We start from the raw sequence: 20,265 nt of genomic DNA on the forward strand, positions 1-20,265 counted from the left end.
CGCGGCCCGCGCGGCCGCCGTGGGCCCCCGCGGCGGAGGCGCTGACGCTCTGGGCCGCCTCCCGCCTGGGGATCGTCGTCCTCGCCGCCGCGTCCGCCCAGGCCCTGCTGGCGAAAGGAGAGACCGTTGCGCCGTTCCCGGAGCGCTGGAGGCACTGGGACGCCGGCCTGCTCGCCGTCATCGCCGAGCACGGCTACGACGGAGACCCGTCGCGAGACCCGGACGCGGGGCTGCCCGCGTTCTTCCCGGGCATGCCGCTGGCGCTGCGCGCGGTGAACCTGATCACGGGCGACTGGTGGCTCGCCGGACTGCTGATCTCCCTCGTGGCCGGGGCCGTCGCGGTGGTCGCGCTGGCCCGGCTCGCCGAGTTCGAGGGGCCGCCGGGCGCCGGGTGGCGGGCGGTGCTGGCGCTGCTGCTCTGGCCGATGTCGGTGTTCCTGTTCGCGGGCTACAGCGAGTCGCTGTTCCTGGCCTTCGCGATCCCCGCCTGGCTGGCCGCCCGGCGGGGCCGCTGGCCGCTGGCCGTACTGCTCGCGGCCGGGGCGTCCTGCGTGCGCATCACCGGCCTGTTCCTGGCGCTCGCCCTGATCGTGGAGTTCGCCGTGCAGCGCCGATCGGTACGGCGGGCGCCCTGGCTGGCGGTGCCGTTCCTGCCGCTGGCCGCCTACTCCGCCTACCAGTACGGGCGCACCGGCGACTGGATGGCGTGGAAGACCGCCCAGGAGGCCGGGTGGGGCCGGACCATGGTCTGGCCCTGGGAGTCGCTCTCGGCGACGTGGGACTCGGCCATGGGAGACGGGCAGTTCGCCTGGGCGTTCCGGATGGAGCTCGCCGGGGCGGCCGTCGGGGTCGCGCTCGTGGTGGTCCTGCTCGTGCTGCGCCGGTGGAGCGAGTTCGTCTACGTGGGACTGCAGGTGGGGGCGCTGATCTGCTCGGCCTACTATCTGTCGATCCCGCGCTCGGCGCTGCTGTGGTGGCCGCTCTTCCTGCTCGTCGCCAGGGCCTCCACCCCGGGCCCGCGCTGGCGGACGGGGGTGATCGCCGTCTACGCGCTGGTGCTGGGGCCGCTGGCGGTCTTCCACACGATGAGCTTCATGGAGGGCGCCTGGGTGGGATGACCCCTCTTACCCCTTTCCGGCGAAAAGTAATCCAGGGAAGTTATCCACAGGCTGGGGACAACCGTCCGAGGCTGTGGATCAGAGATTCTTCCGGAGGAAGGCGAGGTCCTCGGCCTGACCGGCGGCCGGGGTCTCCAGCACGATCGGCGCGCCCGCCCGCCGGCACACGTCGAGGATGAGCCCGGGGTCGATGGTGCCCGCGCCGAGGTTCGCGTGCCGGTCGGCGCCGGAGTCGAAGGCGTCGCGCGAGTCGTTGCAGTGGACCAGGTCGATCCGGCCGGTGATCGCCATGATCCGGTCGACCACCTCGGACAGCTCCTCGCCCGCCGCGTGCGCGTGGCAGGTGTCCAGGCAGAAGCCGACGTCGAAGCCGTCCAGCGCGTCCCAGAGCCGGGCGATCCGCTCCAGCTTCCTGGCCATCGCGTTGCCGCCGCCCGCGGTGTTCTCGATGAGCACCGGCACGGGCCGCTCCTCCATGCGCTCGAACACCTTGCGCCAGTTCTCGAAGCCCTTGGCCGGGTCGTCGCCCGCCCCCACGTGCCCACCGTGCACGACCAGGCCCTTGGCGCCCAGCTCGGCCGCGGCGGCCAGGTGCGCGGCCAGCAGCTTGCGGCTGGGGATGCGGACGCGGTTGTTGGCGGTGGCCACGTTGATCACGTAGGGCGCGTGGACGTAGACGTCCACGTCGGAACCGGCGATCTCCCGGGTCCGCTCGCCGATGACCGGGCCCTTCCAGCCCTGGGGGTCGCCGAGGAAGAACTGCGCGACCTCGGCGCCGCGCGCCCTGGCGTGGGCGAGGGGGTCGTCCGAGTCGACATGGGCTCCGATGCGTGGCATGCGTCGAGACTAGCCGTTCCTCACCTTCCGGCCAGGGCTCCGGAACCGGCCGTTTCAGGGGGCCGTCCGGGGGCAGCCGCGAGGACGCGTCCCCCCGCCGCCGTCTGGGAGGCGGCCCGGCCCGAGGAGTCGAGAATGGCCCCCTACCGCTACCGCCGAGGCATCGGCCTCGTCGGCCTCATCTACATCCTGATCGGTCTGTACGTCGCCTGGGTCCACGAGTACATCACCCCGGCGCTGCTGAGGGACGTCGCAGAGGCGCTGCTCGCGGTCCTGCTCTGGTTCCTCGTCCTGCTCGGCGTGGACCTGCACCTGGGATAGCCGCCGGGCGCCGGCGGCCGCCGGACCGGACCGCCGTACGGCGTCGCCGTACGGCCGGGGTCACCACCCCGGGCACCGTACGGCGGGCGGCCCGGTCACCGCACCCGTACGGCGGGGCGGCTCCCGCGCCGGATCCGCGTGACGGGCCGGTCCCCGCCGGGTGTCACGGGATGAAACCGCCGTGGTAGACGCCCAGGGCCACGCCCACGAACGAGGCCACGATGCCGATGACGTTGAGCGCCCGCTCCGGTGTCGTGGCCGAGACGTACTGCGAGTAGAAGCCTCCCCAGAAGCCGATCAGGCCCAGCCAGGACGCGGCCACGTGCGCGGCGGTGATGATCCCGCACACGAAGGCCAGCAGCCCGACGGCGAACGTGGCCAGGCTCAGGCCGTTCTCCAGCGGATGGGGCTCGCCGTCGCCGCCGAGCGGGAGCCTGGCGAACCTCGGTGCCCGTCTGCGGGTGGGACGAGTCGCTTGCGACATGAATAAATCACCCCTTTCCCCTGGTACGGGGGTTCCCGGGGAACGTCCGCCCAACCCTTGACAGCCTGGTAGGCTGACCCGGCTGCGTTGTATGGGGGCGTGTGCTGTGAGCCGCCCTCCGCACCGGGCGCCGAAGTGGGCGCCCGGGACGAAGACGTCAGCGTCCTCCTGTCACGGCACGGTGTCGTGACCGCAAGAGTCCAGAGGAGGTTGGAAGTCAGCATGCGTCGTTACGAGATGATGGTCATCCTCGACCCTTCGCTCGATGAGCGCACGGTGGCCCCTTCCCTCGACCAGTTCCTCACGGTGGTCCGCAACGATGGCGGCACCGTGGAGAAGGTCGACGTGTGGGGCCGTCGTCGGCTGTCCTACGACATCGCCAAGAAGCCCGAGGGCATCTACGCCGTCATCGACATGACCGCGGAGCCCGCCACGGTCAAGGAACTCGACCGGCAGATGAACCTCAACGAGGGCATCCTCCGCACCAAGGTCCTCCGCCCGGACGTGCACTGACCCCCGGTTTTTGTCGGGCGGCAGCCGTACTCTGAGCCGATAACCAGCCGAGGCCGCAGGAAGGGCACGCTAGCCATGGCAGCAGGCGACACTCAGATCACCATCGTCGGCAACCTCGTCGACGACCCGGAGCTGCGCTTCACCCCCGCGGGGCAAGCGGTGGCCCGGTTCCGCATCGCGTCCACTCCGAGGTTCCTGGACAAGCAGACCAACGAGTGGAAAGACGGCGAAGGTCTCTTTCTGACCTGCAACGTCTGGCGGCAGGCGGCGGAGAACGTCGCCGAGAGCCTCCAGCGCGGCATGCGGGTCATCGTCCAGGGACGGCTGCGCCAGAGGTCTTACGAGACCAAGGAAGGCGAGAAGCGCACGGTCTACGAGGTCGAGGTCGACGAGGTCGGCCCGTCTCTGCGCAACGCCACCGCGAAGGTCAACAAGACCGCCCGTCAGGGCGGTGGCGGCGGCTTCGGCGGCGGCCCGGCCGGTGACCCGTGGGCCTCCGCCGCACCCGCCCCCCAGCAGGGCGGCGGTTACGGCGGCGGGAACAACTACGGAGGCGGCGGCCCGCAGGGCGGCGGCGGCTTCGGCGGCGGCCCCCAGCAGGGTGGCGGCGGCGGCGGCTTCGGCGGCGGCGACTTCAGCGACGAACCGCCTTTCTAAAGGGGACGATCCGCGGCGGCCCTCTCGGCCGCCGCGACCGCGCCCACCCAGTCCCAGTATCCGCAGCGACCATTCCCGCCTGAAGGCGGGGCTCTGAAAGGAGCACCACGATGGCCAAGCCGGCACTGCGCAAGCCGAAGAAGAAGGTTTGCCTGTTCTGCCACGACAAGATCTCCTACGTCGACTACAAGGACACGGCGCTGCTTCGGAAGTTCATCTCCGACCGCGGCAAGATCCGTGCCCGCCGGGTGACGGGCAACTGCACCCAGCACCAGCGTGACGTGGCGACCGCTATCAAGAACGCTCGTGAGATGGCGCTCCTGCCGTACATGAGCACCGCGCGCTAAGGAGGTCCGGACCAATGAAGCTCATTCTCACCAGTGAGGTCACCGGCCTCGGTGCCCCCGGCGACATCGTCGAGGTCAAGAACGGCTACGGCCGCAACTACCTGCTCCCCCGCGGCTTCGCGATCCTGTGGACGCGCGGCGGCGAGAAGCAGATCGCCTCGATCAAGAAGGCGCGTGACGCGCGCGAGATCCGCGACCTGGGCACCGCCCAGGAGGTCGCGGGCCGGCTCAAGTCCCTGAAGGTGACCCTGAAGACCAAGGCCGGCGAGTCCGGCCGCCTCTTCGGCTCCGTCACCACGGGCGACATCGCCGAGGCCGTCAAGGCCGCCGGCGGCCCCGAGCTGGACCGCCGTCGCATCGAGATCCCCTCGGGGATCAAGAGCCTCGGCTCCCACCGGGTCAACGTCAAGCTGCACCCGGAGGTCTCCGCGGCCCTCGACATCGAGGTCGTCGCGGCCTGACCGCCAGCGTGAACGAGGGCCCCTTCCCGATCTTCCGGGAGGGGGCCCTCTTCTCGTGTGCCGGGTGCGGGGGAGGCCGTTTCTCCCCTGGTCGACGGCCGTACGTAGAATTCGGGGGTCATCGCTCTCCCCGGAGGTTTGTCATGGTCCGTCCCTCTACGCTGCTCGCGCTCGGTGCCCTCGCGGCGACCGCGGTGGCCTGCGCACCGGTCTCGGACACGACGGGCCAGGCGAGCCCCTCCGCTCCCGCCGGCTCCCCTGCCGCGGACGCCTGCGCCAAGGACGCGCTCGCGCTGAAGACCCCGGGCAAGCTGACCGTCGGCACCGACAAGCCCGCCTACGAGCCCTGGTTCAAGAACGACGACCCGTCGAACGGCGAGGGCTTCGAGAGCGCCGTGGCCTACGCGATCGCCGGGAAGCTCGGCTTCGCTCCCGGCGAGGTCGTCTGGGAGACGGTGCCGTTCGACGCCGCGTTCGCCCCCGGCGCCAAGAAGTTCGACTTCGACGTCAACCAGGTCTCCATCACCCCCGACCGGGCCAAGGTCGTCGACTTCAGCAAGGGCTACTACACGGTCAAGCAGGCCGTCGTCGCGGTCGAGGGCTCGAAGTTCGCCTCCGCGAAGGACCTGGCGTCGCTGAAGGAGGCCCGGATCGGGGTGCAGGTCGGCACCACCAGCCTCCAGGCGGTCAAGGACGTCATCCGGCCCACCGCCGACCCCAAGGTGTACAGCCAGCAGGTCGACGCGGTGAACGCGCTGAAGAACAAGCAGGTGGACGCGATCGTGGTGGACCTGCCGACGGCGTTCTACGTCACCGCCGCGCAGGTGGAGGGTTCGGCGATCGTCGGCCAGTTCGCCGCCGCCGGCGGCGCTCCTGAGCAGTTCGGCCTGGTCTTCGAGAAGGGCAGCCCGCTGGTCTCCTGCGTGGACGCGGCCGTCGAGGAGCTCTCCTCCTCCGGCGAGCTGGCGAAGATCGAGAGCACCTGGCTCGGCTCGGCCGCGGGCGCCCCGGAGCTGAAGTGACCCGTCGAGCCGCCTGCGCTCCCGCCCGGACCGTTCCCGTCCCCCTGCCGGATCCGCGGCGGCGGGTTCTCGTCCGGTCCCTCCTCGCTTCCCGGCAGGGTCCGCGGCGAGGCGCTCCCGTCCCGGTCCGGTCCGGACCATGAGCGAGCGCACCTGGGTCAAGAGCGAGCGGCAGGTCCAGCGGGAGAGGATCCGCCGGAACCGGGCGGTGCGGTCGGGCACGGTCGCCACGGTCTCCACGATCGCCTTCCTCGGCGTGCTGGCGGCGGTGGTCACCGGCTCGCCGGGCTGGCCGCGCGTCCGGGAGACCTTCTTCGACGCCGAGGCCTTCGCCAGGGCGTGGCCGGACGTGCTCGCCGGATTCTGGACGAACGTCCAGATCTTCCTGATCGCCGAGCCGATCATCCTGGTCCTCGGCCTGCTCGTCGCCCTGGCGCGGAACCTGCGGGCCCCCGCCTTCTTCCCGCTCCGAGCCCTGGCGGTGGCCTACACCGACGTGTTCCGCGGGGTGCCGACCATCCTGGTGATCCTGCTGGTCGGGTTCGGCATCCCGGCGCTCGGGCTGCAGGGCGCCCCCACGGACGAGATCACCCTCGGGGTCGTCGCCCTCACCCTCTCCTACGGCGCGTACGTCGCGGAGGTGTTCCGGGCGGGCATCGACTCGGTCCATCCGAGCCAGCGGGCGGCCGCCCGGTCCCTAGGGCTGAGCCACGGCCAGACGATGCGCCACGTGGTGCTGCCGCAGGCCTGGCGCCGGGTCGTCCCGCCGCTGCTCAACGACTTCGTCTCGCTGCAGAAGGACACCGCCCTGGTCTCGACGATCGGCGTGGTCGAGGCGCTGCGCCAGGCGCAGATCTACGCCGCGAGCACGTTCAACTACACCCCCACCCTGGTCGCGGCGCTGCTGTTCATCGCGCTGACCATCCCCATGGCCCGCCTCACCGACCACCTGGCGGCCCGTTCGCAGAGGCGGCGCGGAGCATGAGCCTGCTGACCATCGAGGGCGTCTGGAAGAACTACCACGGCCACAGCGTGCTGCGCGGGATCGACCTGTCGGTCGAGGCGCACGAGGTGGTCTGCCTGATCGGCGCCTCCGGATCGGGCAAGTCCACGCTGCTGCGCTGCGTGAACCTGCTGGAGACCGTCGACGACGGCGTGATCCGCCTCGACGGCGTCGACATCACCGACGTCAGGACCGACGCCGACGAGGTGCGCAAGAGCGTGGGCATCGTGTTCCAGGCGTTCAACCTGTTCCCGCACATGACCGTGCTGGACAACATCACCCTGGCCCCCCGCCGGGTGCACGGGACGAGCCGGGCCCGGGCCGAGGAAGAGGCCCGGGACCTGCTGGCCAGGTTCGGCCTGGCGGACAAGGCGGACGCCTACCCCGACCGGCTCTCCGGCGGCCAGCAGCAGCGGGTGGCCGTCATCCGGGCGCTGGCCAACCGGCCGCGCCTGATGCTGCTGGACGAGGTCACCTCGGCGCTGGACCCGGCGCTGGTCGCCGAGGTCCTGGAGATCATCAGGGAGCTCAAGGAGGGTGGGATGACGATGGTCCTGACCACCCACGAGATGGGTTTCTGCCGGGAGATCGCGGACACCGTCTGCTTCCTCGACGACGGGGTGCTGCTGGAGCGCGGCACCCCCGAGCAGATCTTCACCGATCCCCGGGAGCCCCGGACCCGGGAGTTCCTGCGGACGGTGCTCGACGCCCGCCGCCTGTGAGGCCCTTCCGGGTGGACGGCGCCCACCGCCGGTGAGCCCTTTCCGGGTGGACGGTGCCCGCCGTCCGCCTGCCCGGCACGGTGCGGGGGTCAGCGTCGGTGCCGCCCGCGGGACTCGAAGGAGGGGTCGGCGGTGGGACGGCCGCCGGCCAGCACGCTGTTCCGCCTGCCGTACAGCAGGTAGACCAGCATGCCGAAGGCCATCCAGGCGGCGAAGTACAGCCAGGTGACGACCTGGAGGTTCACCATCAGCCAGAGGGTCGCCAGGATCGACGCGATGGGCACGTACGGCGAGAGCGGGGTGCGGAAACCGCGGGGCAGATCGGGCATCGTCCGGCGCATCCGCAGCACGCCGGCCGCCGCCGCGACGAACACGCACAGGCTGCCGATCACGACCAGCGGTTCCAGGGTGAGCACCGGCACGAACTCGGCGAGCAGGATCGCCACCCCGCCGATGACCAGGGTGGCCCGGGTCGGGCTGTGGTAGGAACGGTTGATCCTGGCGAGCGGCCGGGGGAACAGCCCGTCCCGGGCCATGGAGAAGATCACCCGGGTCAGGCCCACGAGCAGCACCAGGACGACCGTGGTGAGACCCAGCACCGCGCCGAGGTTGATGACGTGGACCATGAAGCCGTCGCCCGTGCGGCGGAAGGCGCTGGCGAGCGGGGCGGTCGGGGCGATCCTGTCGTAGGAGGTCATGCCGACCATGACCACGGCGACCGCGATGTAGATCACCGTGGTCGCCACCAGGCTGCGGATGATGCCCCGGGGGATGGACCGGGGGGCGTCCTCGGCCTCCTCGGCGGCCGTCGCCACGACGTCGAAGCCGATGTAGGCGAAGGTGATGGTGGCCGAGGCGGCGAAGATGCCGAACCAGCCGAACGCGGTCGTCTGGCCGAAGACCATGCCGAGGAGCGGGGAGTGCAGGGTGTCCGCGGCGGTCTCGACCGGGGCGGACGGCACCGGGATGGCGGCCAGGTTGCGCTGGTCGAAGTGGACAGCGCCGACCACGATCACCGCCCCGACGGCCAGCAGCTTGGCGATCACGATGATCCACAGGGCGCGCAGGCCCACCCGGGCGCCGAGCGCCACCACCCCGGTCAGCAGCACCAGGATGAGCAGGGTGAACAGGTCGAAGCCCTCGGCCTGGCCGATGACCCCGGAGAGCGGCGCGGGGATGGGGACGCCGAGGTCGGCCAGCATCTGGGCGGCGTAGAGCGACCAGACGCGGGCCACCACCGCCGCGGCCACGAGCAGTTCCATCACCAGGGCCCAGCCGACGATCCAGGCCCATACCTCGCCGAAGATGACGTAGGTGAAGGTGTAGGCGCTGCCGGAGGCCGGCATGGCGGACGACAGCTCCGCGATGCAGAAGGCCACGAGCAGGCTCGTGATACCGGCGATCATGAAGGAGAGGATCACGCCCGGTCCGGCCATGGTGGCCGCCTGCCGGCCGGCGAGGCTGAAGATGCCGGATCCGATCATGACGCCGATGCCGAGCACGATGAGGTCGGCCTGCCCGTAGGTCTTGGCCAGGCCGTGGCGTGCGCCGGTCCAGCGGTCCACGGCTTCGCTCGGCGGGAGGCGGCGGGTGATCGACGGGGAGCGGTCCTCGAACACGGGGTGACCAATCAGTTCGGAGCAACGTCCTTGTTGCCGGACTTGTTCACAGTGCCGCAGCGGCTCACCCGGGACAAGAGAGAAGCGATCACGTGGTGGACACCTCCCGGTCACACATCGGCCACCCCGCGTGCTTCCCAGGTCCCGCACCGGGCCGGGTCATACGCGGACCGGGCCGCGCACCGGACCAGGCCGGGTCACGCACCGGGCCGGGCCGGGTCGCGCGCGGGCCGGGTCACGCGCGGGCCGGGCCGGACCCCGTGCCCGTCACCAGCCAGTCGCCGCCGCGTGCGCGCAGGCCCAGCGTCACCAGCCGGGCCGCCATCCACAGCCCGAGTGCCGCCCAGAGCGCGACCAGGCCCCCGCCGGAGACGACGACCAGCAGCGCGGCGGGCAGGTAGGCCAGCGTCGTCCACAACCCCGCCCAGGCCAGATAGGTCTGGTCGCCGGCCCCGATCAGCACGCCGTCCAGCACGAAGACGACCCCGGCGACCGGCTGCAGGAGCGCCACCACCCAGAGCAGGGGGAGCAGTTCCCCGGCCACCGCCGGTCCGGCGTCGAACAGCGCGGGCGTGAACGGTCCCGCGACCACCACCAGGACGCCCAGCACGACCCCGGAGCCGACGCCCCACGCCACCATCCTCCGGGTGGCGGCCCGGGTCCCCGCCACGTCCCCGGCGCCCAGGGTGTGACCGGTGATGGCCTGCCCGGCGATGGCGATCGCGTCCAGGGCGAAGGCCAGCAGGATCCAGATCCGGAAGACGATCGTGTGGGCCTCCAGCCGCTCGTCCCCCATCCGGGTGGCCACCGCCGTCGCGATGACCAGCACCACCTGCAGGCAGAGCGTGCGGACGACCAGCGCGACCCCGGCCGACCCCGCCGCCCTGATCCCGGAGCGGTCGGGCCGGAAGGGCGCCCGGTGACGGCCGAACATCATGGCCAGGTAGACCGCGGCGGCCACGGTCTGGGCAGCCACGGTCCCCCACGCCGACCCGGCCAGACCCCAGTCGAGGACCAGGACGAACACGCCGTTGAGCACCGCGTTGAGCGCGAAGGACCCGACGGAGACCAGCAGCGGCGTCGCGGTGTCCTGCATGCCGCGCAGCACCCCGGTCCCGGCCAGCACCAGCAGCATCGACGGCACGCCGAGCAGGCTGATCCGCAGGTAGACCACCGCCTGCCGGGCGAGCTCCCCCTCCGCGCCGAGCAGGTGGACGAGGTACGGCGCGAGCGGCCACACGACCGCGATGATCACCGCTCCGGCCCCGGCGGCGAGCCAGAGGCCGTCCACCCCCTGGCGGAGCGCCCCTCGCAGGTCCCCCGCGCCCAGTCGCCGGGCCACCGACGCCGTCGTGCCGTACGCCAGGAACACGCACAGGCCCACCAGGGCGCTCAGCACGGTGCCCGCGACCCCCAGCGCGCCGAGCGCGGGCGCGGGCAGGCGGCCGACGATGACGGTGTCGGTGAGCAGGAACAGCGGCTCGGCGACCAGCGCGCCGAAGGCGGGGACGGCCAGCCGGAGGATCCGCCGGTCGTCGGCGTGGAGGGTAAGAGGCACCCGTTCATTGTGTCTCTTACCGCGGACGCTCCGCCTCGGCGGGCCGGTGTCGGAGGCGCCGGAGATCGATCCGAACGCGTCACTCCGACTTTCTTTCCTCCACAGGCAGTGGATTAAGTCTTCCCAGCTCAGAGCGGTCTTCCGTGCTGTGGAAAACAGTTATCCACAGGACTGTCCCCAGGCTGTCCCCATGCCTGTGGGGGAACCGCACAAGTTATCCACAGGTCTGTCGACAGGCCGCGTTGCCGTCCGGTCCGCGGAGCGGCGAGACTGTCAGCCCGGTCGGCTAAAACTAGGGGCAGCGGACCGCGATGAAAGAGGGGGTGCGCGGTGAGCATCGCAGATCCACCGGTCTTCGAGCCGGGGTTCGAACGCACGCCGCCGAACAACATCGAGGCCGAGCAGTCCGTGCTGGGCGGCATGCTCCTGTCCAAGGACGCCATCGCCGACGTCGTCGAGATCCTGCGGTCCGACGACTTCTACCGCCCGGCCCACCAGCTCATCTACGACATCATCACCGCCCTCTACGGCCGGGGTGACCCTGCCGACGCCGTCACGGTCTTCGACGAGCTGCAGAAGCGCGGCGAGGTCGCCCGGGTCGGCGGCGGCGCCTACCTCCACACGCTCACCGCCGTCGTGCCCACCGCCGCCAACGCGGGCTACTACGCGCGGATCGTCCGCGAGCAGGCCGTCCTCCGCCGCCTCATCGAGGCCGGCACCCGCATCGTCTCCTTCGGGTACGGCGGGCAGGACGAGGAGGTCGACGAACTCGTCGACCGCGCCCAGGCCGAGATCTACAAGGTCACCGAGCGCCGCACCTCCGAGGACTACGCGCCGCTGGCCGACATCATGCCCGGGGCGCTCGACGAACTGGAGGCCATCGGCGGCCGGAGCGGCCAGATGGTCGGCGTCCCCACCGGCTTCCAGGACCTCGACGCCCTCACCAACGGCCTCCACCCCGGCCAGATGATCGTCGTGGCCGCCCGGCCTGCCATCGGCAAGTCGACTTTAGGACTTGATTTCGCAAGATCTGCAGCTATCAAGCACGGTATGACCACTGTCGTGTTCTCGCTGGAGATGTCCAGAAACGAGATCACGATGCGTCTGCTCTCGGCCGAGGCGCGGGTGGCGCTGCACTCCATGCGGTCGGGCTCGATGACGGACGAGGACTGGGCCCGGCTGGCGCGCCGGATGGGCGAGGTGGCCGAGGCCCCGCTCTACATCGACGACTCGCCGAACATGTCGATGATGGAGATCCGGGCCAAGTGCCGCCGGCTGAAGCAACGGCACGACCTGCGCTTCGTCGTCATCGACTACCTCCAGCTGATGTCCTCGCCGAAGAAGACCGAGAGCCGGCAGAACGAGGTCTCGGAGATCTCCCGTGCGATCAAGCTGCTCGCGAAGGAGCTGGAGGTCCCGGTCATCGCGATCTCGCAGCTGAACCGTGGCCCGGAGCAGCGAACGGACAAAAGGCCCATGGTCAGCGACCTTCGCGAATCCGGATCAATCGAGCAGGATGCGGACATGGTCATCCTTCTGCATCGGGAGGACGCATATGAACGCGAATCCCCCCGAGCCGGTGAGGCGGACCTGATCGTGGCCAAGCACCGTAACGGCCCGACCGCCACGGTCACGGTGGCCTTCCAGGGCCACTACAGCCGCTTCGTCGACATGGCGCCTCACTAGGACGTGCCAGGACTCCGGTCCGGGCGTCCGCCGGCGGAGCCGTTCTCCCGCCGCCGTCCGGGGGCGCTTCCGGCGGTGCGCGGCGGCCTGCCGTACGGGGGTCAGAGCACCGTGCGGACGTGGGTGGTGAGGCGGCGGCCGTCGAAGACGTGCAGGGCGAACTGGGGCGGTCGGCCCCGGTCGACCGGGACCGGCTCGGCCGACTCAGCGGGGGTCAGGATGGTGTTGACCACACCGGGGGCGACCAGCAGGGGCAGGCCCGCGAACACGGTGCTCGCCGGGGTGTGGGCGTGCCCGGCGAGCACGGCGACGACCTGGGGGTGCCGCCGGAGCACCTCCTCCAGCCGTTCGGGGGCGCGCAGCCCGATCTCGTCCACGTAGGGGATGCCCAGCGCGGCCGAGGAGGACCTTGCGGAAGGCCGTACGGTCGTCGTGGTTGCCCGGGCACACGGCCGTGGGGAAGCGGGAGGCCAGCAGGCCGCGTGCGGTCTCGTACTCCTCCACCGCGCCGTGGTCGGCGATGTCGCCGGTCACCAGGACGGCGTCCAGCGGCCCGGGAAGGCTCTCCAGGTGGCGCATGACGGCCCGGGTCCGGTCGGCGCTGCGCGGGTCGTCGTCGATGTGGATGTCGCTCAAGTGGGCCAGTGTCAGCATGCCAGGAGCCTGGCACGGAGTCCGGTACGGCGGGCGGGCCACATCGTCCCCGCTTCGCCGCAAGGGAGTGGGCCACCGGTCCCGCGGAGAGTGGCAGGCGAGGGGCGCCGACCTCGGGGCGTCCGGTAGGAGCGCGGGGCACCGGTCCGTGGCGGGTGGAGAGCCCGGCTCGGGGACGTCCACGGGAAGGCGCAGGCCGGAGCATATGAGGTTTCAAGTCATCCTTAAGTCGCTTGTGGCAGGGTTTGCGCCAGCTGCTCAACGACTGCGGGGTGGGGATGTTCGGGATCGTTCGGCCATGTCGTCATGGAATGTGCCGGGGGCTGTTCGCGTCATGGATGGCGCACCTGTGCGGGCTCTGCCTGGCGCTGCGCGACGAGCACGGGCACGCGGCGCGCCTGGTGACCAACTACGACGGGCTGATCGTCTCGGTCCTGGCCGAGGCGCAGTCCCCGGCGCTCTCGCCGCGCCGCCGGGCCGCCCCGTGCGCGCTGCGCGGATTCTCCGGCGCAGAGGTGGTCGGTGCTCAGGCCGAGGGGGTGCGGCTGGCGGCGGCGACCTCGCTGATCCTGGCCTCGGGCAAGGTCAGGGACCACATCGCCGACGGCGACGGGATGTACGCCCGGCGCCCGGTCGCCGCCGCGGCGGGCCGGGTGGCCGCGCGCTGGGAGGCCGCCGGGACCCGGACGGCCACCGACGTCGGGTTCGACGCGGGGGTGCTGGTGGACGCGGTGGCCCGGCAGGCCCGGCTGGAGGCCGAGCCGGGGCTCGCCCTGCTCGCGCTGACCGCCCCGACCGAGGACGCGGTCGCCGCCGCGTTCGCGCACACCGCGGAGCTGGCCGGCAAGCCGCACAACGCCGCCTCGCTGGCCGAGGCGGGACGCTGCTTCGGGCGGCTCGCCCACCTGGTGGACGCGGTGGAGGACCTGGAGGAGGACCGTACGGCGGGCGCCTACAACCCGCTGCTCGCCACCGGGACCGACCTCGCCGAGGCCCGGCGGCTCTGCGACGACGCGCTGCTGGGCCTGCGGCTGGCGGTGGCCGACCTGGACCTGGAGGAGCGGGGCCTGGTCAAGGCGCTGCTGGTGAAGGAGGTCGGCCGCTCGGTGGACCGGGTCTTCGCACAGTGCTCCCCGGCGGCCGGCGGGGCCGGCACCCGGGAGCCGTCCGGTGACGCCTGTGCGCGGGAGGCCGGAGGGACCGGCCGGGCAGCGGACCGGGACGCTCCGGCGGGGGCCCGGCGGAAGGGCGACCCCGGGACGGCCCCGCCCCGCGACCCGCGGCTGAAGCCCGAACCCGGCTGCGGACCCCGGCTCTGCTTCGCGCTCAGCTTCATGGCCTGCTCCTGCGGGCTCTACCGGCCGCCGTGGGACGAGGACCGGTACAAGTCCTGCGGTGAGCGCCTCGACTGCGGTGGCTGCGACGCCTGCGGGCAGTGCTGTGACGCGTGCTCGGGCTGCTGCGAGGGCTGTTCGTGCTGCTGCGACGGCTGCGGCTGCGACTGCTGACCTCTCTCCGGGGCGGTCTCCGGTCCCGCCCCGGTCCGGGGACGGGGCCGGTCCTCAGGGCAGCAGGACCAGGCGACCGCGGAGGCCCCCCTCGGCCAGCCGCCGGTGAGCGGCCGCGGCCTCGGCGAGCGGGAGGGTGTCCGCCACCCGCGGGGTCAGACGGCCCTCGTCCACGAGCCGGGCCAGCTCGGTGAGGCGGGCGCCGTCCGCGCGGACCCAGACGTTGGCCACCCGGATGCCGCGCAGCGGGAGGGGCGCGGCGCCGCCGATCACGGCTACGAACGAGCCCCCGCCGCGCACCGCGTCCAGTGCGGGCAGGCCGACCACGGCCGCGTCGATCGCGCCGTGCGCCCCGCCGGGGACGAGGGCCCGCACGGAGGCGCTCAGGTCGGCGCCCCGGGGGACGAAGAACTCGGCGCCGAGCTTCCTGACGGCCTCCTCGTCCGCCGCGCCCGCCACCGCGATCACCCGCAGCCCGCGGGCCGCGGCGAGTTCGACGGCGTAGCCGCCCACGGCTCCGGCGGCGCCGGTCACCAGCAGCGTCCGCCCCTCCTCCAGATCGGCGAGGTCCAGGGCCTGGGCGGCGGTCAGGCCGTTCAGAGGGATCGTCGCGGCCTCGGCCGGGGTGGCGTTCCGCGGGGCCGGGGCCACCGCGTCGGCGTCGAGGACGATCTGCTCGGCGTATCCGGCGTGCGAGACGTCGAGCCGGTCGGAGATCCCGATCACCCGGTCGCCCGGTGCGAACGCGTCCACCCCCGGGCCGACCTCGTCGACCACCCCGGCCACGTCCCAGCCGACGCCCTGAACCTCGCGGGCGGTCGTCAGCCCGAACTCGACGAGCATCCCCGTCCTGGTGGCGGCGTCGACCGGGTTGACCCCGGCGGCCTCGACCCTGATCCGGACCTGGCCGGGGCCGGCCGCGGGGACCGGGACGTCGACCGTCTCCAGGACCTCCGGGCCGCCGAACGAGCGGATCACCACAGCGCGCATCTCTGTCTCCTGAATCGTGTTCCGGTGAGGATGCGACAAACTTATGGAGTGCTACTCTCTCCTGGGAAGTACGCACTTCGGGGTGCGTACCGCACGGGGAGGAGCGCCATGGCCACCAGGACGGCCGAACAGCGGCGGCAGGACGCCCGCGCCGAGTACGACGCCTACCTCGCCGCCTGCCCGGCCAGGCAGCTGCTCGACACGATCAGCGACAAGTGGGTCAGCCTGCTGCTGAACGCCCTCGCCGACGGCCCGAAGCGCTACAGCGACCTGTCCCGGATCGTGGCCGGGGTCAGCCAGAAGATGCTCACCCAGACCCTGCGCTCCATGGAGCGCGACGGCCTGGTCTCCCGTACGGTGACCCCGGCCGTTCCCGTCCGCGTCGACTACGAGCTCACCGGCCTCGGCCGGGACCTGCAGCCGCTGATGCGCGCCATCAAGTCCTGGGCCGAGTCGCACATCGAGCAGGTCCACGAGGCCCGCGCGGCCTACGACACCCGCACGTGACCGGGCGGTACGGCCCGCCGGCCGTACCGCCCGCTCACGCCGCCGGGAAGCGGGCCCACCGCCGCCGGGCGGGGTCACTGCCAGCGGAAGAACCGGGCCGCCAGCCCGCCGAAGAGCAGCAGGGTCGCGGCCATCACCACCAGGTTCAGCGTCTGCGGGGCGTCGCCCGCCCAGGTGTCCCGCAGCGCCTGGCCGAAGGGCGCCAGGGGCAGGAAGTCGCCGATCCGCTGGAGCAGGTCGGGCATGAACTCCCGGGGGAACCACATGCCGGCCACGAACATCAGCGGGAACATCAGAAGCGAGCCGATGGCCGGCGCGGACTTGGCGGTGGGGGCGACCGCGGCGATCAGCAGGCCGATCGCGAACAGCGAGGCGGTGCCGAGAAGGAAGACCCCGACGAAGGGCAGTAGGTTCTTGGGCACGGGCACGTCGAGGAAGAGGTTGCCCAGGACGACCAGCAGGGTCGTGGCGATCACCGCGACGACGAGGTTGTTCACCAGCTGGGCGACCAGCACCCGGATCGGGCTGACCGGGGTGGTGGACATCCGGCGCAGCACCCCCGCCTCGCGGTAGGCCGCCAGCGTGCCGGGCAGCACGGTCAGCGCCATCGTCACCACGGACAGGATCGTCATCATCGCGGGGAAGTAGTTGTCGATCCCCCGCTGGCCGCCCATGTCCGGGTTCGCCTCCTGGAGACCGGGGATGACGTTGCCCAGGCCGATCAGGAGCACGAGCGGGAGCAGGATCGCGAAGATCAGCCCACCGGGCTCGCGGAGGAACAGCTTGGCCTCGGTCGTGATCATCTTGCTCATCGGGCGTCTCCATTGGTGATCTTCTTGCCGGTGAGGGCGAGGAACGCGTCGTCGAGGGTGGCCTGCTCGACGCGGAGGTCGGCGGGGACGACCCCGGCCGCGGCCAGGGCGGTGGTGACCGCCAGCAGCAGGTTGCCGGAGCCGGTGACCTCGACCCTCCCGCCGCTGCTGTGCACGCCGGTCACCTCGGGCAGCGCCTTCAGCACGGCGTCGTCGAGCGGTCCCGAGGGCCGGAACCTCACGGTCTGCTGCCGGTCGACCCGCGAGATCAGCCCGGCCGGGCTGTCGACGGCGACCACCCGCCCGGAGTCGATCAGCGCGATCCGGTCGCAGAGCCGCTCGGCCTCCTCCATGAAGTGGGTGACCAGCACGATCGTCACACCGTCCGCCCGGACCTGCTCGATGAGGTCCCAGGTGTCCCGGCGGGCCTGCGGGTCCAGCCCGGTGGTCAGCTCGTCCAGGATCGCCACCTCGGGGTCGCCGACCAGCGCCAGCGCGATCGAGAGCCGCTGCTGCTGGCCGCCGGAGAGCTTGCCGTACCGGGTGTCGCGCTTGTCGGCGAGCCCGACGCGCTCCAGCAGCGCGTTCCAGTCGGCGGGCTTGGAGTAGAAGGACGCGTACAGGTCCAGCGCCTCCCAGACCTTGATCTTCTCGGGGAGCGCCGAGCTCTGCAGCTGCACGCCGAGCTTCTCCTTGATCGCGTCTCGGTGCAGGCCGCCGAGCACCTTCACGGTGCCGGAGTCGGGGGTGCGCAGGCCGGCGACGCACTCGACGGTGGTCGTCTTGCCGGCGCCGTTGGGGCCGAGAACACCGAAGATCTCGCCCTCCTCGACGGCGAACGACACGTCGTCCACCGCGAGCCGGTCGCGGTACCGCTTGCGGAGGCTGTCAACCTCGATCACCTTCATGGCCACGACGCTACGGACGGCGCCGCGGGGGGAGAATCGCCCTGGGCACCCGGCGGGGGTGGGGTTACCTCCACTCCCGGACGGGATCCGGCCCCACTGGGCGGAACCGGGGCCGATGGCGGAGACTGCAGGGCATGAAGGTCATGCGGCGATACGCGGAGGCCCCGCTCCGGGCGGCGTTCCTGGGCCTGCTGGCGGTGACGGACGTGTTCCTGGCGGCGGGGGTCCTGGTGACGGCCCTGTTCGCGTTCGCACTGGGGATGATCTTCCTCTTCCCCTCGGCGGTCAGGGCGGTGCGGCGCCGTACGGGGCTGGCGCGGAGGCTGAACGGCAGGTGGCTCGGCGAGGAGATCGCACCGTCCTACCTGCCGCCCCCGCCGCCGGTCCGGCCGCAGCCCGACGGCTGGTACCGGCACGACCGCCAGCTCTACCGGACCCCGCGCTGGCCGGACTGGCACAACCGCTGGCAGTGGATGTTCGGCGACCCGGCCACCTGGCGGGACACGGTCTGGCTGCTGCTCAACCCGCTGGCCGGCGGCCTGCTCCTGCTCCTGCCGCTCGCCGTCGCGGTCTTCGGCCTGTCCCTGCCGTGGACGTGGCACCCCATCGGAGGGGTGCCGGTGGGGCTGGCGCTGGTCGCCGCGGGGGCGGCCGCGCTCCCGCGGCTGCTGCGCCTGTACGGCTGGTGGAACGAGCTGTTCCTCGGCCCCACGGCCAAGTCCCTGCTGGCGAGCCGGATCCACAAGCTCAACCAGGAGCGGGTGGAGACGGTGGACTCGCAGGCGGCCGAGCTGCGCCGGATCGAGCGCGACCTGCACGACGGGGCGCAGGCCCGGCTGGTGGCCATCGGGATGACGCTCGGCGCCGTCGAGACCCTGGTGGAGTCCGATCCCGCGGCGGCCAGGGCGCTGCTGGCGAAGGCACGTGAGGCGTCCTCCACCGCACTCACCGAGCTGCGCGGCCTGGTCCGGGGCATCCACCCGCCGGTCCTGGCCGAGCGCGGCCTCGGCGACGCCGTACGCGCCCTCGCCCTGGACAGCCCGCTCAAGGCCGAGGTCGCCGTCGAGCTGCCGGTGCGGCCCGAGCCGCCGGTGGAGTCGGCGGCCTACTTCGCGGTCAGCGAGCTGCTGACCAACGCGGCGCGCCACGGGGGCGCGGACCGCGTCTGGATCGACGTGGGCAGCCGGGACGGGGCGGTGCGGATCACCGTCACCGACGACGGTTCCGGCGGCGCCGACCCGGCGCGGGGCAGCGGCCTGCGCGGCATCGAGCGGCGGCTGGCCGCCTTCGACGGGGTGCTCGCGCTCAGCAGCCCGCCGGGCGGGCCGACCACCGCGGTGATCGAGCTCCCGTACGCGCGGGGCGTCCGCGAGCAGCGGAGCACGGAGAAGATGCCCTGGTGGAAGTGGCTCATCGTGGGAACCGGCTGGGGCCTGGCCTGGCTGCCGCTCTTCCCGCAGGGGCTGGTCACCCTGGTGATGAAGCTGGTCGCTCCGGAGGAGCGGAGCTGGTTGCTCCCGCTCTACCTGCCCGATCCGTGGTCGTGGCTGCTGATCGTCTTCAACATCGCCCTGGGCACCACCATGTACGCCGCGGCCGTCCTGCTCCCGATCCAGCACTCCCGTCGGCGGTGGATGGCCGAGGCCGCTCCACACCGCCTATGTTCGGACCGATGAGCCCGCACACCCCTCCCCACCGTTCCCGGACCCCGCACCCTCCGCAGGGGGGCCGATGAGTCCCCGCGTCGTCATCGCCGAGGACCTCTACCTGCTCCGGGAGGGCCTGGTCCACCTGCTCCAGGCCCACGGCTTCGAGGTCGTCGCCGCCGTCGAGTCCGGCCCCGAGCTGCTGCGGGCGCTGACCGGCGAGCGGCCCGACGTGGCCGTGGTGGACGTACGGCTCCCGCCCACCTTCACCGACGAGGGCCTCCAGGCCGCACTGGCCGCCCGCCGGGCGGTCCCCGGCCTGCCGGTCCTGGTGCTCTCCCAGCACGTCGAGCAGCTCTACGCCCGCGAACTGCTCGCCGACGGCTCCGGGGGGATCGGCTACCTGCTGAAGGATCGGGTGTTCAACGCCGACCAGTTCGTCGACGCCGTGCGCCGGGTCGCGGCCGGCGGGACCGCGATGGACCCCGAGGTGATCGCCAAGCTGCTGGTCAGCACCGCCCGGCACGAGCCGCTCGCCACGCTGACCCCGCGCGAGCGCGAGGTGCTGGAGCTGATGGCCGAGGGCCGGTCCAACGCGGCGATCTCCCAGCGGCTGTTCCTCAGCGAGAGCGCGGTCGGCAAGCACACCGCGGGCATCTTCACCAAGCTCGGCCTCGCCCCGTCCGACGACGACAACCGCCGGGTCCTGGCCGTCCTGACCTACCTCAACGCGGCCCGGTCCTGACCCGGTCCGCCCGGTCCCGCCCCGGTCCAGGCCGCACCGGAACGGGCTCGGGCCGTCGCGCCGGGATGCTCCGCCACGCGGTCGGACGAGGAGAGGCCGGAGCACCCGGCGCGCCTCGCGGGTGGGGCCGAATGTCGGTGGCAGCGG

22 protein-coding genes and 1 pseudogene are annotated in these 20,265 nt (G+C 72.3%); 14 read left to right on the plus strand and 9 right to left on the minus strand.

Translation table 11 applies throughout. The features are described from left to right. Positions 1–1,118 (plus strand): mannosyltransferase family protein (locus ACWJ6R_RS05250; protein ID WP_449061103.1); only part of this gene is annotated, 1,118 nt, incomplete at its 5' end. A gap of 78 nt (positions 1,119–1,196) precedes the next feature. Here ACWJ6R_RS05250 and ACWJ6R_RS05255 read toward each other — a convergent pair. Next, a complete protein-coding gene (locus ACWJ6R_RS05255) occupies positions 1,197–1,955 on the minus strand; it encodes a deoxyribonuclease IV (protein ID WP_449061104.1) in 759 nt (252 codons plus the stop codon). 135 nt (positions 1,956–2,090) lie between these two features. On the opposite strand from ACWJ6R_RS05255, the gene ACWJ6R_RS05260 reads away from it, so the two are divergent. Then, a complete protein-coding gene (locus ACWJ6R_RS05260; protein WP_449061105.1) occupies positions 2,091–2,276 on the plus strand; it encodes a hypothetical protein in 186 nt (61 codons plus the stop codon). Between the two features lie 163 nt (positions 2,277–2,439). On the opposite strand, the gene ACWJ6R_RS05265 is transcribed toward ACWJ6R_RS05260, so the two are convergent. After that, entirely contained in the window at positions 2,440–2,760 is a 321-nt protein-coding gene (locus ACWJ6R_RS05265; RefSeq protein WP_449061106.1) for a hypothetical protein, read from the minus strand. A gap of 222 nt (positions 2,761–2,982) precedes the next feature. Here ACWJ6R_RS05265 and rpsF point away from each other — a divergent pair, with 222 nt between their 5' ends. From rpsF to ACWJ6R_RS05300, 7 genes are all read left to right on the plus strand, one after another. Continuing rightward, on the plus strand, positions 2,983–3,273 hold the full coding sequence (gene rpsF / locus ACWJ6R_RS05270) for a 30S ribosomal protein S6 (protein ID WP_068900348.1): 291 nt from the start codon (positions 2,983–2,985) through the stop codon (positions 3,271–3,273). A 75-nt stretch (positions 3,274–3,348) separates the two neighbouring features. After that, the gene (locus ACWJ6R_RS05275) at positions 3,349–3,930 is read left to right on the plus strand and encodes a single-stranded DNA-binding protein (protein ID WP_449061107.1); all 582 of its coding nucleotides are present in this window, start codon (positions 3,349–3,351) and stop codon (positions 3,928–3,930) included. Positions 3,931–4,040: 110 nt separating this feature from the next. Next, the gene (rpsR, locus tag ACWJ6R_RS05280; protein WP_012895699.1) at positions 4,041–4,277 is read left to right on the plus strand and encodes a 30S ribosomal protein S18; all 237 of its coding nucleotides are present in this window, start codon (positions 4,041–4,043) and stop codon (positions 4,275–4,277) included. Between the two features lie 14 nt (positions 4,278–4,291). Further along, positions 4,292–4,738, plus strand: coding sequence for a 50S ribosomal protein L9 (gene rplI, locus ACWJ6R_RS05285; protein WP_449061108.1), 447 nt, complete (start codon positions 4,292–4,294; stop codon positions 4,736–4,738). Between the two features lie 143 nt (positions 4,739–4,881). Further along, positions 4,882–5,760, plus strand: coding sequence for an ABC transporter substrate-binding protein (locus ACWJ6R_RS05290; RefSeq protein WP_449061109.1), 879 nt, complete (start codon positions 4,882–4,884; stop codon positions 5,758–5,760). Positions 5,761–5,899: 139 nt separating this feature from the next. Then, complete coding sequence (locus ACWJ6R_RS05295) at positions 5,900–6,745, plus strand: amino acid ABC transporter permease (protein ID WP_449061110.1); 846 nt, start codon at positions 5,900–5,902, stop codon at positions 6,743–6,745. Then, positions 6,742–7,485 (plus strand): amino acid ABC transporter ATP-binding protein, encoded by a 744-nt coding sequence (locus ACWJ6R_RS05300; protein ID WP_449061111.1) that lies wholly within the window; start codon positions 6,742–6,744, stop codon positions 7,483–7,485. The genes ACWJ6R_RS05295 and ACWJ6R_RS05300 overlap by 4 nt, the downstream gene beginning before the upstream one ends. Positions 7,486–7,574: 89 nt before the next feature. On the opposite strand, the gene ACWJ6R_RS05305 is transcribed toward ACWJ6R_RS05300, so the two are convergent. Both ACWJ6R_RS05305 and ACWJ6R_RS05310 read right to left on the minus strand, forming a co-directional pair. After that, positions 7,575–9,104 (minus strand): APC family permease, encoded by a 1,530-nt coding sequence (locus ACWJ6R_RS05305; protein ID WP_449061112.1) that lies wholly within the window; start codon positions 9,102–9,104, stop codon positions 7,575–7,577. Positions 9,105–9,339: 235 nt separating this feature from the next. Further along, positions 9,340–10,662 (minus strand): MATE family efflux transporter, encoded by a 1,323-nt coding sequence (locus ACWJ6R_RS05310; protein ID WP_449061113.1) that lies wholly within the window; start codon positions 10,660–10,662, stop codon positions 9,340–9,342. Between the two features lie 330 nt (positions 10,663–10,992). Between ACWJ6R_RS05310 and dnaB the strand changes: the two genes are divergently transcribed. Then, the gene (dnaB, locus tag ACWJ6R_RS05315) at positions 10,993–12,348 is read left to right on the plus strand and encodes a replicative DNA helicase (protein WP_449061114.1); all 1,356 of its coding nucleotides are present in this window, start codon (positions 10,993–10,995) and stop codon (positions 12,346–12,348) included. Between the two features lie 101 nt (positions 12,349–12,449). On the opposite strand, the gene ACWJ6R_RS05320 is transcribed toward dnaB, so the two are convergent. Both ACWJ6R_RS05320 and ACWJ6R_RS05325 read right to left on the minus strand, forming a co-directional pair. Then, complete coding sequence (locus tag ACWJ6R_RS05320; protein ID WP_449061132.1) at positions 12,450–12,725, minus strand: hypothetical protein; 276 nt, start codon at positions 12,723–12,725, stop codon at positions 12,450–12,452. A 97-nt stretch (positions 12,726–12,822) separates the two neighbouring features. After that, positions 12,823–13,002, minus strand: a pseudogene (locus ACWJ6R_RS05325) (metallophosphoesterase family protein); the annotation flags it as partial. 233 nt (positions 13,003–13,235) lie between these two features. Here ACWJ6R_RS05325 and ACWJ6R_RS05330 point away from each other — a divergent pair. Beyond that, complete coding sequence (locus tag ACWJ6R_RS05330; RefSeq protein ID WP_449061115.1) at positions 13,236–14,510, plus strand: DUF5685 family protein; 1,275 nt, start codon at positions 13,236–13,238, stop codon at positions 14,508–14,510. Positions 14,511–14,564: 54 nt separating this feature from the next. On the opposite strand, the gene ACWJ6R_RS05335 is transcribed toward ACWJ6R_RS05330, so the two are convergent. Further along, positions 14,565–15,500, minus strand: coding sequence for an NADP-dependent oxidoreductase (locus ACWJ6R_RS05335; RefSeq protein WP_449061116.1), 936 nt, complete (start codon positions 15,498–15,500; stop codon positions 14,565–14,567). 108 nt (positions 15,501–15,608) lie between these two features. Between ACWJ6R_RS05335 and ACWJ6R_RS05340 the strand changes: the two genes are divergently transcribed. Next, entirely contained in the window at positions 15,609–16,007 is a 399-nt protein-coding gene (locus tag ACWJ6R_RS05340) for a winged helix-turn-helix transcriptional regulator (RefSeq protein WP_449061117.1), read from the plus strand. Between the two features lie 74 nt (positions 16,008–16,081). Here ACWJ6R_RS05340 and ACWJ6R_RS05345 read toward each other — a convergent pair whose 3' ends face one another. Both ACWJ6R_RS05345 and ACWJ6R_RS05350 read right to left on the minus strand, forming a co-directional pair. Beyond that, positions 16,082–16,819 carry an ABC transporter permease gene (locus ACWJ6R_RS05345; protein WP_449061118.1) on the minus strand — a complete coding sequence of 246 codons (738 nt, stop codon included), beginning with the start codon at positions 16,817–16,819 and terminating at the stop codon, positions 16,082–16,084. Then, entirely contained in the window at positions 16,816–17,727 is a 912-nt protein-coding gene (locus ACWJ6R_RS05350; protein WP_449061119.1) for an ABC transporter ATP-binding protein, read from the minus strand. Before ACWJ6R_RS05350 ends, ACWJ6R_RS05345 begins: the two co-directional genes overlap by 4 nt. Positions 17,728–17,870: 143 nt before the next feature. On the opposite strand from ACWJ6R_RS05350, the gene ACWJ6R_RS05355 reads away from it, so the two are divergent. Together ACWJ6R_RS05355 and ACWJ6R_RS05360 are read left to right on the plus strand one after the other, a co-directional pair. Continuing rightward, complete coding sequence (locus tag ACWJ6R_RS05355; RefSeq protein ID WP_449061120.1) at positions 17,871–19,403, plus strand: sensor histidine kinase; 1,533 nt, start codon at positions 17,871–17,873, stop codon at positions 19,401–19,403. A gap of 55 nt (positions 19,404–19,458) precedes the next feature. Then, positions 19,459–20,118 carry a response regulator transcription factor gene (locus ACWJ6R_RS05360; protein WP_449061121.1) on the plus strand — a complete coding sequence of 220 codons (660 nt, stop codon included), beginning with the start codon at positions 19,459–19,461 and terminating at the stop codon, positions 20,116–20,118. Positions 20,119–20,265 lie beyond the last annotated feature (147 nt).

It is taken from the genome of Planomonospora algeriensis (assembly GCF_977012225.1).